General features: G+C 40.6%; 15 protein-coding genes. 5 read left to right on the plus strand and 10 right to left on the minus strand.

The window, feature by feature from the left end; translation table 11 throughout:
* A partial coding sequence (locus tag H5202_RS10695) for a hypothetical protein (RefSeq protein ID WP_182772054.1) occupies window positions 1-148 on the minus strand: 148 nt, incomplete at its 3' end.
* A 531-nt stretch (window positions 149-679) separates the two neighbouring features.
* On the opposite strand from H5202_RS10695, the gene elbB reads away from it, so the two are divergent.
* Window positions 680-1333 carry an isoprenoid biosynthesis glyoxalase ElbB gene (elbB, locus tag H5202_RS10700; RefSeq protein WP_182772055.1) on the plus strand — a complete coding sequence of 218 codons (654 nt, stop codon included), beginning with the start codon at window positions 680-682 and terminating at the stop codon, window positions 1331-1333.
* 82 nt (window positions 1334-1415) lie between these two features.
* On the opposite strand, the gene glpG is transcribed toward elbB, so the two are convergent.
* The 5 genes from glpG to H5202_RS10725 all read right to left on the minus strand — a co-directional run bounded on the left by glpG (window position 1416) and on the right by H5202_RS10725 (window position 6026).
* On the minus strand, window positions 1416-2267 hold the full coding sequence (glpG, locus tag H5202_RS10705) for a rhomboid family intramembrane serine protease GlpG (RefSeq protein ID WP_182772056.1): 852 nt from the start codon (window positions 2265-2267) through the stop codon (window positions 1416-1418).
* The gene (gene glpE, locus H5202_RS10710; protein WP_182772057.1) at window positions 2264-2572 is read right to left on the minus strand and encodes a thiosulfate sulfurtransferase GlpE; all 309 of its coding nucleotides are present in this window, start codon (window positions 2570-2572) and stop codon (window positions 2264-2266) included. The genes glpG and glpE overlap by 4 nt, the downstream gene beginning before the upstream one ends.
* 125 nt (window positions 2573-2697) lie before the next feature.
* On the minus strand, window positions 2698-3723 hold the full coding sequence (tdh, locus tag H5202_RS10715) for an L-threonine 3-dehydrogenase (RefSeq protein WP_182772058.1): 1026 nt from the start codon (window positions 3721-3723) through the stop codon (window positions 2698-2700).
* Window positions 3724-3842: 119 nt separating this feature from the next.
* Window positions 3843-5036, minus strand: coding sequence for a glycine C-acetyltransferase (locus H5202_RS10720; RefSeq protein ID WP_182772059.1), 1194 nt, complete (start codon window positions 5034-5036; stop codon window positions 3843-3845).
* Between the two features lie 327 nt (window positions 5037-5363).
* Window positions 5364-6026, minus strand: coding sequence for a TetR/AcrR family transcriptional regulator (locus H5202_RS10725; protein WP_182772060.1), 663 nt, complete (start codon window positions 6024-6026; stop codon window positions 5364-5366).
* Window positions 6027-6142: 116 nt separating this feature from the next.
* On the opposite strand from H5202_RS10725, the gene waaA reads away from it, so the two are divergent.
* On the plus strand, window positions 6143-7405 hold the full coding sequence (gene waaA, locus H5202_RS10730; protein WP_182772061.1) for a lipid IV(A) 3-deoxy-D-manno-octulosonic acid transferase: 1263 nt from the start codon (window positions 6143-6145) through the stop codon (window positions 7403-7405).
* Between the two features lie 90 nt (window positions 7406-7495).
* Here waaA and H5202_RS10735 read toward each other — a convergent pair whose 3' ends face one another.
* The gene (locus tag H5202_RS10735) at window positions 7496-8224 is read right to left on the minus strand and encodes a 3-deoxy-D-manno-octulosonic acid kinase (RefSeq protein WP_182772062.1); all 729 of its coding nucleotides are present in this window, start codon (window positions 8222-8224) and stop codon (window positions 7496-7498) included.
* A 110-nt stretch (window positions 8225-8334) separates the two neighbouring features.
* Here H5202_RS10735 and H5202_RS10740 point away from each other — a divergent pair, with 110 nt between their 5' ends.
* Window positions 8335-9366, plus strand: a complete 1032-nt coding sequence (locus H5202_RS10740) for a glycosyltransferase family 9 protein (RefSeq protein ID WP_182772063.1) — start codon at window positions 8335-8337, stop codon at window positions 9364-9366.
* Between the two features lie 42 nt (window positions 9367-9408).
* Here H5202_RS10740 and H5202_RS10745 read toward each other — a convergent pair whose 3' ends face one another.
* Both H5202_RS10745 and H5202_RS10750 read right to left on the minus strand, forming a co-directional pair.
* On the minus strand, window positions 9409-10257 hold the full coding sequence (locus H5202_RS10745) for a glycosyltransferase (RefSeq protein WP_182772064.1): 849 nt from the start codon (window positions 10255-10257) through the stop codon (window positions 9409-9411).
* A 42-nt stretch (window positions 10258-10299) separates the two neighbouring features.
* On the minus strand, window positions 10300-11415 hold the full coding sequence (locus H5202_RS10750; RefSeq protein WP_182772065.1) for a glycosyltransferase family 9 protein: 1116 nt from the start codon (window positions 11413-11415) through the stop codon (window positions 10300-10302).
* 218 nt (window positions 11416-11633) lie between these two features.
* Here H5202_RS10750 and H5202_RS10755 point away from each other — a divergent pair, with 218 nt between their 5' ends.
* Window positions 11634-12692 carry a CDP-glycerol glycerophosphotransferase family protein gene (locus tag H5202_RS10755; RefSeq protein ID WP_182772066.1) on the plus strand — a complete coding sequence of 353 codons (1059 nt, stop codon included), beginning with the start codon at window positions 11634-11636 and terminating at the stop codon, window positions 12690-12692.
* An 8-nt stretch (window positions 12693-12700) separates the two neighbouring features.
* Window positions 12701-13093 (plus strand): adenylyltransferase/cytidyltransferase family protein, encoded by a 393-nt coding sequence (locus H5202_RS10760; RefSeq protein ID WP_011639339.1) that lies wholly within the window; start codon window positions 12701-12703, stop codon window positions 13091-13093.
* 99 nt (window positions 13094-13192) lie between these two features.
* Here H5202_RS10760 and rfaD read toward each other — a convergent pair whose 3' ends face one another.
* On the minus strand, window positions 13193-14146 hold the full coding sequence (rfaD, locus tag H5202_RS10765; protein WP_182772067.1) for an ADP-glyceromanno-heptose 6-epimerase: 954 nt from the start codon (window positions 14144-14146) through the stop codon (window positions 13193-13195).
* Between the last annotated feature and the right edge of the window lie 119 nt (window positions 14147-14265).

Genomic DNA, 14265 nt, shown 5'->3' on the forward strand with positions numbered 1-14265 from the left:
ATAAACTACGAAGCATGTTAACAACACCGTAAACCGCGCCTGTTGCTTCACCTTTTGAATTGGTCAAATGAGGCGGCGCATAATAAGCGCGATAAAGATAAGATGAGCCATCAACTAAGATGAGCGGATTATTGGGAATCGTTGGCATAATTAATATTCGTGTTCAGTGTTTTGCGAGACTAATAGGATGACATTATACCCACAGCACCTCAAGATGCTTGTAAGATTGTCAGTTATTTACCCAAGATAGTGATCAATAACCGTAACGTTTGGCTTGTTGTGTATCCAGTGAGGTTTTGTGGGCAATTTTATAGAGAAAAGCCAGTAATCAGCCACGACAAAAGACTCTCAGCCTGTGGATAAGTCTGTGAGTGAATTAATCAACGTTGCTGGATAGATTTTCTTACGGCTTAAAACGAAATCTGTAACTAGTTGAATTATATATTCTATTTTTATTTTTGTGAGCTAAATATTATTTCTAATAAATATTACTAATTTGTGGACTTTTTTATTGATGTCAGTTAAGTCACAATCGAATTTAGTGATGTGTTATGACTAAAAAAAAGGCATCTAGCAAATTCGACGTTCTAAGTTAGCACGATTTTTAATCAGATCAACCGTTTTGTTGGTTTTTTGTTATAAATTTTACATTATCAATTAAAAGTTGAAGGAAGATGTCATGAAAAAGATTGCTGTTTTACTGAGTGGCTGTGGGGTATTTGATGGAACTGAAATTCACGAGGCTGTATTAACCCTACTGGCGATAACGCGAGCGGGTGCTCAATATCAATGTTTTGCTCCGGATATTACTCAAATGCATGTGGTGAATCATTTAACCGGTGAGGTCAACACTGACGAAACCCGTAATGTATTAGTTGAGTCTGCGCGGATCGCTCGTGGTGAAGTACTTAACGCCAGTGCACTTGAGGTAAGTCAATTTGATGGTTTGGTGATCCCTGGTGGCTTTGGTGCGGCTAAAAATTTATCAAACTTTGCAACCACAGGCAGTAATTGTCATATTCAGCCAATTATAGAAAACTTTATTCGCGAATTTGCTTTAGCGCATAAACCTGTTGGCTTTGTGTGTATTTCACCGGTGATGATCCCGAATATATATGGCGAAGGAGCTATAGGTACAATTGGAACCGACTCTGAGACGGCTCATGCATTTACTGAAATGGGCGGTAAGCATAAAAATGTGCAAGTTGAGGATATTGTTGTTGATGAAGTGAATAAAATCGTTAGCACGCCAGCTTATATGCTAGCAACGTCAATTTTAGAGGCGCATATTGGCATTGAGAAACTAGTTAATAAAGTACTCGAAATGGCTTAGCGATTTAGGCTGAGATGTATTGTGAATATGAGCGGGTTAATAAGAAAAAGAGTGCCACCGAAAGTGGCATTTTTATTTATGGTTAGCTGGTTTTAGTGGTAGATGAGGTTCTACTATCAAATAATGCTTGGGCTAACCCAACACAGAGCCCTGCAATGTGGGCACCATTTGCAATTGGCATTCCTAGCACATCAGTAAAGCCGAGAACCAACCAAACGAGCATAAATCCCATATAAGATTGCGGCAAACTAATACCGCAGCTGGGTTTACGAATGCCCATTAACCAAGTGTAACCTACCACAGCGTATACGACGCCAGACAAGCCACCAAAATTAGGCCCTGTCATGTAAAACTGCACAATATTAGGCAAAGTGCCCGCGACAACTAATAAAAACAGTAACGGTCGAGTACCTAAATTGGTTTCAATTTTACCGCCTAAGTACCACCACCACAGTAAATTAAAGATAATATGCATAGCGGAAAAGTGCATTAAACTTGGGGTGAATACTCGCCACACTTGGTTTACGTCACTATCTGCAACAGCGCTAAAAAAAGATAATTTAGTGAAAATGGCATCGGCAAAACCAAGGTTCATACCAGCAAAAACGGCAACACAAGCAAAAAAGCACACTAATGTCAGTGGGCCTGCACCTGTCATAAACTGTTGAATTAAGCCTTTAGCACCTGGGCCATAGTCAAATTTGGTATCCGTTGCACCGTTGTCCCAAGAGGCTTGCAAGTATTTACTATCGTATGGGTTTTTAGCAAACTCAATTAACTCAGCGCGAGCTTGATTTTCGTCGGCGGGGTTAGTGATTACTAGGCCAACACCCTGAAAATGAGTCACGGCATGGCATTGAATATTTAACCCTTTGAGGTAGTCAATAAATGCTTGTGCTGCACGTGCATTAGGTAGCTGGCCGATTTCTATCATGCGTGAGCCAAGCTCCAAGCACTATAACCACCATCTAAACTGTATATGTCGTCAAAACCTTGTTCGTTTAAATAACTGGCTGCGCTTTGGCTGCTCATTCCATGGTAGCAGACAACAACGACAGGCTTGTCCATATCAGCACCACCAATAAAGTCAGCTAGATTTTCGTTGGTTAAATGGGTCGCACCTTCAATATGACCAGCAGCAAAACTCGCAGCGTCACGAATATCAACAACTTGTATGTCGTTAGATTCACTAGACATATGGATAAGCTCATTAATAGACAAATGTTTAAAACCAGACATGATATTACCTATAAAAATGTACAAATAGCGATGTGCTTAGCGCCAGTTTGCAACAAGGGGTTGTATAAATACAACCCCTTGTTGGTGTACTGACTCGTTAAGCCACAATACTGAGACAGTAAAGCTTAATCCCAGTTCAATATAACTTTACCTGACTGACCTGAGCGCATTGCATCGAAGCCTTTCTGGAAATCATCAATACTAAAATGATGAGTAATGATGGGTGACAAGTCTAAGCCTGATTGGATTAAACTGGCCATTTTGTACCAAGTCTCGAACATTTCACGGCCATAAATGCCTTTGATGATCAACCCTTTAAAAATGATTTTGCTCCAATCAATGGCCATTTCGCCACCAGGAATACCTAGCATGGCAATTTTACCACCGTGGTTCATGGTGTCTAACATCGCGTGGAATGCCGATGGTACGCCAGACATTTCTAAACCAACGTCAAAGCCTTCTGTCATGCCAAGTTCTTTCATGACATCTTTAAGGTTGTCTGTTGCAACATTCACAGCGCGAGTTGCACCCATTTTTCGGGCAAGATCAAGTCGGTATTCGTTTACATCAGTAATCACAACATGACGAGCACCGACGTGTTTACAAACCGCAGCAGCCATAATACCAATCGGGCCAGCACCGGTAATCAACACATCTTCGCCGACTAAATCAAACGATAATGCAGTATGTACCGCATTACCGAATGGATCGAATATAGCCGCTAAATCATCTGGAATATCCGCAGGGATTTTGAAGGCGTTAAATGCTGGTAGTACCAAGTATTCGGCAAATGCACCGTCACGATTCACACCAACACCTGAAGTGTTACGGCATAAGTGGGTACGACCAGCACGACAGTTACGGCAATGACCACAAGTGATGTGACCTTCTCCAGATACACGATCACCAATACTAAATCCACGTACTTCCTGACCAATATCGACCACTTCGCCGACATATTCATGGCCAGCAATCATAGGAACTGGAATGGTTTTTTGTGCCCATTCGTCCCAGTTGTAGATATGCACGTCAGTTCCACAAATAGCCGTTTTACGAATTTTAATTAGCAGGTCGTTATGACCCATTTCTGGTTTTGGTGAATCGACCATCCAGATGCCTTCTTCAGGCTTTAACTTACTTAATGCTTTCATGTTGATGACCTATTTTTAGTCTGAGCTATCGTTAACTATTATTACTCGATGCTGTTATTAATCTATGCTTCTATTAATCTATGCTTCTATTAACCTATGTTTCTATTAAACAAGCTAGATTAGATAATACCCATCTCTTTGCCTATACGGGTAAAGGCACCAATAGCATGATCAAGTTGTGTGCGAGTGTGCGCAGCAGACATTTGGGTGCGAATACGCGCTTGGCCTTTTGGCACCACTGGGAACGAAAATCCAACCACATAAATGTGCTCTTGTAATAAACGGTTAGCAAAATCGCCAGCCAATTTAGCATCGCCAATCATTACTGGAATAATGGCATGGTCTGCACCACCTAAGGTGAAACCAACAGCAGACATTTGCTCACGGAAATAACGACTGTTTTCCCATACTGCTTCACGTAACTCTTGACCCGTTTTTAGCATTTCAAGCACACGAATTGATGCACTAACAATAGATGGCGCTAATGAGTTTGAAAACAGGTAAGGGCGAGAGCGCTGACGTAACCATTCAACGACTTCTTTTTTCGCTGCAGTAAAACCACCCGAGGCACCACCTAACGCTTTACCTAATGTACCGGTAATAATGTCGACACGATCCATAACGTTACAGTATTCATGGGTTCCACGACCATTTTGACCGATAAACCCTACGGCGTGAGAGTCATCGACCATCACTAATGCGCCGTACTTATCCGCTAGATCACATACACCTTGAAGGTTAGAGATTACGCCATCCATTGAGAATACACCGTCAGTGGCGATCAAAATGTTACGTGCACCAGCAGCTTGGGCTGCAATGAGCTGCGTTTCTAAGTCGGCCATGTCGTTGTTGGCATAACGGAAACGCTTCGCTTTACATAAACGCACGCCATCAATAATTGAAGCATGGTTAAGCGCATCGGAGACAATTGCGTCTTCTGCATCTAATAAAGTTTCAAAAAGACCGGCATTAGCGTCGAAGCAAGACGAGTACAAAATGGTGTCTTCCATGCCTAAAAACGCACTTAGGCTAGCTTCTAATTGCTTATGAATGTCTTGAGTACCACAAATGAATCGTACCGATGCCATACCAAAACCGTGACTGTCTAAACCGGCTTTTGCTGCTTTGATAAGTTCAGGATGATTCGCTAAACCTAAATAGTTATTAGCGCAGAAGTTAATCACTTCTTCACTATTAACTTGAATAGCTGTTTGTTGAGCTGAAGCAATGATGCGTTCACTTTTGTATAAGCCATCGGCTTTTACATCGACAATTTGCTGATTAATTCGGTCGTAAAAAGAGGTAGATGCCACCTGTGTTCTCCTAAATATGGTTATTATGCTTATCCAAATCACGCAGTAAAACACCGCGATAAATGACAGGGTGTTTTGGAGTTATTGGCATTCTAACCTTTATTTTTGCCGCTCTACAGCGTTTTTTTTAGTCGTCAGACCAACATGAGTTAGATTAGGGGTATCGACTTATTCACATTAAAAAAACTAATCATTAACATGTAGGTGTTGGGATTTGAAAGGCGGGTGATAACCCTAAATTAATCCGCTAATAACCGATTCAATTGTAGTTGGTTATTAGCGGATTGGAAATTCTGTAATCGATGTGAGATAAACGAAATTCTTCGCTTATATTTGCGCGACACTATGACGTTCTTGGCTGGCTATGTCTAAGTAGTGTTGCTCTAAACGACAAAAAGTTGCGCTTGAAGTGGGAGTCGAGTAAGCCTGAAAAATCATCAATACTCTTAATAACCCATCGTATAGCGTGGCTTTAGTGATGGTTGATGTACTAGATTGAGTTAATTGGTAGCTAATCCAGAAACTGACCATCATTTTAATGGTGTCGGCAAGCGCGGTCACTTTATTATCATCGACGTCTAGGAAACCGTCTTTTTTGAGTTTGCGCAGCACATCACTTGAGCGAGTCAGTACTTGTTGTTGAGCATGTAAGTAGCGTTTCTTTAGCGCATCATCACGGCTTAAAATATCGGCTAAGTTGGCATACATAAACCTAAACTGCCATAGGGTATAGAACATGGCATCAAAATAACCCATTAATAATTCGATTGTAATCGGCACATCATCATAAGGCTTAAAGCCTGACTCTAAATGACTTTCATAAAGACTGAAAATAGAATTGATAATGTCTTCTTTATTGCGGAAGTGATAGTACAAATTACCCGGACTAATGCCTAAATGCGCTGCAATATGATTAGTGGTAATGCTACGTTCACCGTGTTCATTGAATAGTTCTAAGCTGGCAAAAATGATTTTATCGCGGGTTTTCATGTGATTTCCATATTCATTATTGGCTTATTGTCGCTCAAATAATTCGTTAAGCCGACTTAATATGAGTATGTTAACATTGTGCTTATCTGACAAGCAAAATCGATGACCCATCTTACATGAACCGTATTGTTTATTCTTTGTTTCTATATTTGTTGTTTCCACTGGTGATTCTTTATTTAGCATTTCGGGCTATAAAAAGTGTCGACTATCGCAGCCGTTGGTCTGAACGTTTTGGTTTTGCTAAGTTAATAAAAACGGATGTGTTGATCCACAGCGTGTCGATGGGAGAAACTTTGGCGGCTATTCCGTTGATTAAGCAGCTTATGGGTGCGCACCCAGATTACGTTTTTACGGTGACCACAACCAGCCCAACAGGGTCTGCGGAAGTGACTAAAGCATTTGGCGATACGGTACAGCATTGCTATTTACCGTTTGATTTTTCATATGCTATAAAACGTTTTTTACGCCAACTGCAACCCAAAGTGTGCATTATCATGGAGACTGAGCTGTGGCCAAACTTGGTCCACTTTGCAGAGCAGCAACAAGTGATTCTGATTTTAGCCAATGCACGCTTGTCGCAAAAGTCCGCTAATAAATACGCTAAAAAGCGCCGTTTGGCTGTGCCGATGTTAAACAAACTCAACTTGATTACCGTACAAACTAAAGCTGAAGCAGAACGATTTATTACCCTAGGAGTGGCAACTCAGCGCATACATGTGTGCGGCAGTTTAAAGTTTGATCTCACTATAGATCCAATCAAAAAACAACAAGCTAATACGCTTCGTGCCCAATGGGATCGGGTTAATTCACCTATTTGGGTTGCAGGGAGTGTTCACCCCGGTGAGTTTGAGGCCATTTTGAGCGCCCATAAACAGCTTCTAGCTTGTTTCCCTAATGCATTATTGATTATGGCGCCCCGACATCCTGAGCAATTTAATTTAGCCGCTATTACCATTACCCAATCTGGATTGGTGTTAGCTAGACGCAGTATGAATGATGAGGTTAACAGCCAGACTCAAGTGTTACTTGGTGACACTATGGGGGAGTTAGTCATGCTATATGGTACAGCGGATCAGGCATTTGTTGGCGGGACATTGATTAATAACGGTGGTCATAATCCGCTTGAACCTGCGGCCATGGGCCTACCTGTGTATGTCGGTCCCAATCATTGGGATTTTGCTGAAATAACCCAGTTACTTGCCGATGCTGGCGCATTGACCTGTATTAGCTCAGCGGATGAATTAGCGCAAGAATTACAAAATAAGTTTACCGATAGCCATATGTATCAATCCGCGTCCTTTGCAGGCTTGGCGGTCGTTGAGCAAAATCGGGGCGCACTTTTAAAGCAATTCACCCTCATTAATGAGCTTGTCGTTTAACATTTTGCTGCCAGCCATCTGAACAAAAACGTATAAAAATAGACGCAAGTTAGCGTCTATTTTTATCACTACTCCATACCAGAGTTAGCTTTAGATTGGGTTTATGCTTTGGTAACCGGCAAGTAATTGCTGCCAATGCTGCTGGCTAAATTGCAGCGTAGTCAGTTTACCGTGCTCTTTGTTAAAAGAACGTAGCAAGCGGTCTAGATTGGCTTGTTGCCATGTAGGCTGTGGTGTACGTAACTCACCTCGATCAAAATCAATCAAATAGAATTTTCCGTGTGCCAGTAAGATGTTTTTGGCATTTAAATCGGCGTGATATACCCCACGCTGATGAAATTTGGCAATGGTTTCGCCTAGTAAATACCATTGAGATTCTGTCATTGAGTTATGGCTTAAGTAAGCCACTAAATCGTTTGCACCAACAACATGTTCAATAATAATGTCGGCTCGATACCATAAACCAAAACGTTCAACATTCGCCGCAATAGGGCGTGGTACCGCAAATCCTTCTTGATACAAAACTTCAAGGATCGCTAACTCTGCCACAGCACGGGTTCGTTTTAGGCCGGTATAGAAGTAGGCGTCACGGCTGAATTTTTCCATCATCCCACCGCGCCAATAATGGCGTAACACCCATGTTTGCGGGCTGTCCGAGTTATCGGTTTTGACGAACCATGTGGTGTAACGGCCTTTGGACTGACCCACCACTGCATTTTTTTCTCGCCAACCATCAACCGCGAAGTCTTGCGATGCTAAGTGCTGGGCTGTGGTTTCACACCATGCGATATGGCCAAGTTGGGTATTTTTTATTTGCATCTAATTATCAATAGCATTGGTTAGATTGTGGATCGAAATAACATTATACCTTAAGATCACTAACTTGCCTTCACCGCCTTAATTCTTCACTCAAGCATATTGGATAATCAATGAAAGCTGACTTTAGTGCGATACGTTCATTATGTTTACTGCGTTTGTCTGCCATTGGTGATGTTTGCCACGCAGTAGCAATGGTGCAGGCTATTCAAAAACAGTATCCAGACCTGAGTATTACATGGATTATTGGTAAGGTTGAATATCAATTGCTCAAGCATTTGCCAGGGATCCAGTTTGTTATTTTCGACAAGTCCAAGGGCTGGCGTAGCTATCTTCAGTTACGTCGTGATTTACAAGGCCAACGTTTTGATGTGTTGCTGCATATGCAGGTGGCACTTCGTGCGACCATAGCCTCATTAATGATCAAGGCGCGAGTTAGGGTCGGATTTGATAAGGCAAGAGCCAAAGAAGGTCAATGGTTAGTGACCAATCACGCCGTTGAGCCCTTGGCGACACCGCATGTATTAGATGGTTTTATGGGCTTTGCTAAAGCCATTGGTGTAGAAGACTTAACGCCACGCTGGGATATTCCTGTATCACAAGCCGACACCGACTTTGCCAAACAACTGGTGGGCGATGATAAAGTCATGGTGATTTGCGCTGCAGCCAGTAAGGCCGAACGCAACTGGCTGCCAGAGCGTTACGCTGCGGTTGCTGATTATGCTGTTACGCATGGATTTAGAGTGATGTTGTGCGGCGGCCCAACAGCGTTAGAAAAAAATCTAGCGGATGTGATTCAATCTCATAGCCAGCAACCATTGGATAACCAAGTAGGTAAGACATCTTTGACTCAGCTACTTGCAGTGTTAAAACAAGCCAAGCTAGTGCTGGCACCCGATACCGGACCCTTGCATATGGCTGTTACTCAAGGTACGCCAGTGATTGGTTTATATGCTCACTCAAATCCTGGACGAACAGGACCTTATCTTTATCGCCAGTACACTGTCAGTGTTTATCCGCAAGTAATAGCCAAGCAATTTGATGCACCTGTTAAGTGGGGCACGCGTGCTAAAGGTGAGCATTTAATGGTGATGATAGAAGTTGATGACGTTAAGGCTCAGTTGAATCAATTTATGAAGCAGTAAAAAGCTCGCCTTGAAGCGAGCTGTCATAATCTGAATTCGGATTTAATATTTATACTTGCCACGGAATAAACCAAATATTGCACTCAAAAGAGCTATCGGTAACTTAGTTTTGCGATGTTGTTTGAGTATGTACCAATTCCAAGCTTGTTTTTTATATTCAAGAATTTGTTCATCAGTTAATGTATCGTTAAACATATCGCAGAAATCGATGATGTATTTTAATTCTCTCATCGGGATATCTTGGCGGTAACCTCTGCCAGAATAATGGATGAAATCTGCTTTTTGATAATCATCATGTCCTAAAAGCTGCATACGATTAAAGTTAGCTTCCACACCTATGCTTTTTATATTATCCCTTCTGATGAGATAGTTAATATAGGTTTGGTCGTAGAATTTAACGTTGTTGCAAATGGCCTGCATTTCTTCAATATTGGCTTTATCAAATAGTCCGGTTTCTTTAGATAGCAAAAACATCCCAGAGTTGTAATAAACTATTTTATTGTCTTCTTTTGGCCAGTCGACCTCGCCTAAGATATTATTAATTTGCACCGCTTGCTCACCGCGATCGCGATGAGCCCCTTCATTGAACATATAAACCGTATCAAGGTCAGAATAGAGTTCAAATATATCTCGCGCCCATGGCGTCACGATAATATCTGCATCTAGATACAGTACTCGATCATATTCTTTGAGAATCTCTGAAATATATAACTTTTCAGACCATGCTGGACTTGAGTCAAATTTAGGGTTATTGACATGGATTTTATAATGTAGTTGATCTGAAACGATGACATCAGCCCCAATCCTCTTGCCATAAGCTTTGAAGCTGGCAATGGCCGCGCGGTACATTGGGTTATCGCCAATAGCGAGTGTAAAAATAGCCTTCTTCATTCGTTCACCTTGCGTAAATTTATGTATATTGGTGTTAAGTCTTTAATTGAGAGAGTTCATTTTTTTATATTGTTGGAATACTCGCTCAACGCTTATGTCTTCGATGTAACCCCTACCTTCTGTTGCATACATGACATGCGACACCTCACTTTCCGGCGGTGCCCAATAAGGCTTTTTCTCTCGCATCATCGCTAATAAAGGGCGTTGAGCAGCAAAAGCAAAGTGTAATATTGCCGTATCGACAGTTACCACAAAATCAGAGTGTGCAATGAGTGACGGTAGTTCAAAAAAGTGCTCGTTAACGGTGAATACAGCCGTTTGTATCTTTGTTCGAGTAATAAATTCTTTGGTTTTAATAGACACAGAATCAAAATTTTCTTGAGTGACATTGATGATAAAACGCTGTGTAGAATCAATTGCTGATATTTTTTCAATAAGAGAAAATAATTGCGATAATTTCCAATCTTTTTTCTCATTGGTTGATAAGTGATTTAAAAAAATAAGTTTCCCTTGTTTTTCTGGGTCACTAAATTTGGTGTTTAACCACGACAGAGTAATGGGTTCAATTTCCTCAGGCACCTTTAATGTAGGCATTAATTGCTCAGATGTTAGGCTCAGACCCAAAACCTGATTAAATATCAAATTGTATCTATCGGTAATGTGGTGTGACTCAGGTAAGTCATTCTCATTTAGGATAAAAGTGTGGTTTGAATGGCGAAAAAGTATTTTGTCTAGCCATCCCAAAGAAGCGCTTTTAGGAATACTCGATACGATAAAAGCACTATCGCTTATGTTGCGAGCGATGCGCGAAAATTGTCTACTTTTACTGACTGAATGGCAAAAAATGATGTCGTATTGACGTAGTTTGGCTTGCTCCACATGGTTTTGCATTGCTAATTTTGAATCAGTGCAGCCGTAAGTGAGCTTAAAGGCACCTTCTGTATCCATCCATTGTTGCAATATTTTGCTTCTAGATAAGCGCCAGCTATCACTATTACAACGAATATCATCTAACCATATGTCGATTTCAATATGAGCATATTGCTTTTTTAAAGCGATAAGAAAGGTTTTTAAGTAAAGAAAGTCACCTAACGCAACTGGCGAAATAAACAGTAAGCGTTGACATGTTTGCAATTGCTTTGTAGACACTATTGGCATATGAATAGACAGCTTTGTTGATAGTTATGCTTGAAATAATACCTTGAAAAGAGGGCTTTTTGAATCAATACCTTGAGAAAAGCCAATAGATGTATTGATTTCATTTGATATCAGATTGGTCGGTTGAGAGGATTAGATGTAAATTGAGGCGTGTTATCATTTATACTAGTGCTCTTTGCAAACTCTGATGCGGAATTATTAATAGGAATTGACTTGCGATGATTTGTTTTGATGTTTTACATCCCTATTATTTACCACAATACTTTCCTGTCGCTGCAGAGCTACAGAAGCGTTCGGTTCCTGTGACATATGTTATCTACAAGAGTGTTGATCAGCAGTCGGTATTAGAAGCGCTTGTAAGTAAGCATCAACTCAATGTTGTGTGGGTTAATGATGAATCAGAAGCGCTTGAATTTTATTTGTTGAACAAGCCTAAATGGGTTGTGTTCGGTAATGCATTTGCTTCAGCGTCACGATTAAAAGGCATCAGTCAGACTGCTTTGATGCAGCATGGTGTCGGGCCAAAGTCGGTATATTATACTGTTTCAAAAGGCGATATTGAGGTTCGTTTTGTGGAAGGCCAATATCGTTTAAAGCGATTACAGGAGATGTTTCCTGAAAAAGTGTTCATTGATACAGGTTATGCCAAGCTAGATCCAATTATCCAAGGAGATGAACAGGGTTTAGACTTAGCCTCTTTAGGATTAGATACGAATAAAAAAACCTTGTTATATGCGCCGACATTTTATCCAAGCAGCATTGAAGAAATGGCTAAAAATTGGCCATCTCAATTTTCTGAATATAATATATTGCTCAAACCACATTATTTTTCATTGAGTAAATCAAATTATAAAAAACAAAAAGCGCTGTTAACTCATTGGGCAAGCTTCGACAATGTTTATTTGGCACCTGCTGAAGAAGCCAATTTATTACCTTTTATGGTCTCAGCCGATGTATTAATTAGTGATGCTTCGTCTGCCTTATTTGAGTTTGCTGCATTAAATAAACCTGTTGTATGGTGTGATTTTTACCACTTACGTTGGTCTTATCGCGGAATTTTCAAATTCAGATTTAAAAATCGTGTCGATCAAGATTTATACCGTTACGCAGACATTGCCGCTCACGCCAGAACATATAAAGAATTAAAACAAGTTGTTGACCAACAGATAGCACATCCAGAGTTGTTTGCGCCTCAACGGACGCAATATACGGCAGAGCTAGTGGGTGTTGTTGATGGCCTTTGTAGCCAAAGAATTACTGACTATTTATTAGAATAAGGATTTAGATGAACATTATTACATTCGGTACTTTTGACATGTTTCATATTGGTCATTTAAATATTTTAGAAAGAGCGAAAGAGTTAGGCGGTAAGCTGGTTGTTGGGGTGTCATCTGATGCTCTTAATTTTAGTAAAAAACAACGAAACCCTATTTGCGATGAAATCGATCGAATGAGAATTGTCGCGGCTCTATCCTGTGTAGATCAAGTTTTTCTTGAAGAGTCATTAGAGCTTAAAGCAGAGTACATTCAAAAGTATCAAGCTGATTACTTAGTGATGGGGGATGATTGGGAGGGACGTTTTGATCATCTATCTCATCTATGTAAAGTAGTGTATTTACCAAGAACCCCTGCGATTTCAACAACAATGTTGATAGAGATCGTTAAAGAAATTAGATAGTGAGTTAATCATTTCTATGAAACAGAAACATGCGATGGATAAAATCACCATAGCATGTTTCTGTTAAGCCATTTTTCGGCTAGTAAGAGTAATAAACCGTTATTGGCCAATAAAATGTTGGGTTTTAAGCCAATCTAAATATTCAGGTACAGCTTGCTCAACCGTTTTAAATTCACCTTGATAACCAGCCGCTCTTAATTGAGTTAAATCTGCTTGGGTATAACTTTGATAAGCGCCTTTCAATTTGTCTGGGAAAGGAATGTATTCAATGTGCCCTTTACCATGATAAGCAATCACGGCATTGGCAACATCATTAAAGCTTTGCGCTTGGCCTGTTCCGCAGTTATATATGCCCGATACTGATGGATTCTGCCATAGCCATAAATTAACGTTAACCACATCTTCGACAAACACAAAGTCACGAAGTTGCTGGCCATTTTCATAACCATCAACACCTTCAAACAAACGACACACGCCATTGGCGTTAATTTGGTTGTTAAAGTGGAAAGCCACACTGGCCATGCCACCTTTGTGTTGTTCGCGTGGACCATAGACGTTGAAATAACGTAATCCTGCCACTTGGCCAGAGAGCTTTTGCTGTCTTACATATTGATCAAATAAGAACTTAGAGTAAGCGTAGACATTGAGCGGTTTTTCAAGTTCGCGTTGCTCAATAAACTTTTCGCTGCCACCATAAACAGATGCAGAAGAGGCGTAAATAAATTGGCAATTATTGGCTTGGCTGTAATGCAATAATGTTTTTGAATACTCATAGTTATTGGCCATCATAAACTTGCCATCCCACTCTGTGGTCGATGAGCAAGCGCCTTGATGGAATATGACTTCAAGTTTGGTATCAAAATCACCCGCTTGTATTTGCTTGATGAAATCATCTTTATCGAGATAATCAGCAATTTCACAATCGGCTAAATTGAACATCTGGGTGCCGTCGGTCAAGTCGTCAACGGCAATAATGTCATTTCGGCCCATGGCATTAAGTTGTTTAACTAAATTACTACCAATAAACCCGGCTGCGCCTGTCACTACTATCATATTCGTATTTCCATTATTGTTGCTCGCGATGAGCTTAATTTAACACACTGCGATAATCTAAGATTGCTTGTTCAAAAAATCGGTTATTTCATTAGATACCTGATCAAAATCGATTAATG

This window comes from Shewanella sp. SG41-4, from assembly GCF_014164505.1.
GTDB lineage: Bacteria > Pseudomonadota > Gammaproteobacteria > Enterobacterales > Shewanellaceae > Shewanella.